The organism is Salipiger bermudensis (assembly GCF_017309175.1).
GTDB lineage: Bacteria > Pseudomonadota > Alphaproteobacteria > Rhodobacterales > Rhodobacteraceae > Salipiger > Salipiger bermudensis.
Genome location: NZ_JAEKJV010000060.1, coordinates 1 through 519, shown reverse-complemented (window position 1 = coordinate 519; position 519 = coordinate 1). Strand labels below are relative to the sequence as shown.

General features: G+C 66.5%; 1 protein-coding gene. It reads left to right on the top strand.

Annotated features, from left to right (window positions below; all coding sequences use genetic code 11):
- Positions 1-145: 145 nt before the first annotated feature.
- On the top strand, positions 146-519 hold a 374-nt coding region (locus JF542_RS24350), incomplete at its 3' end, for a transposase (protein ID WP_207077738.1).

Below are 519 nucleotides of genomic sequence, written 5' to 3'. Positions count from 1 at the left end.
GGTAGTGCCCCACCGGTTGGTGTAGGAGGCCGCGCGCGGAGCCCCCAGCGTAGCGCAGCGCGCGGCCGGGTGCGACGCTGGCGGCCACCGCCGATCTTCGAGAAGGTTCGGGTTGCGAGACCTTGAACCAAGAACGGAGATGACGATGACCGATGACAGAATGACGCTGATTGAGCTGGTTGAGAAGCAGGCCGATGGCGATCTCGTGCGCGAGATGCTGGCCTTCGCGGCCGAGCGGATCATGGAAGTGGAGGTCGAGGCGCGAACCGGTGCCGCGAAGGGCGCTCGCTCTCCCCTGCGGGAGGTTCAGCGAAACGGTTACCGGGACCGCGACTGGGACACTCGTGCCGGTCGGATCGCGCTGGAAATCCCGCGGCTGAGAAAGGGGAGCTACCTGCCCAGCTTCCTGGAGCCGCGACGGACTGCTGAGAAGGCGCTGGTGGCGGTGATCCAGGAGGCTTACGTCCACGGGGTCTCTACGCGCTCCGTAGACGATCTGGTGAAGGCGATGGGCGCTGG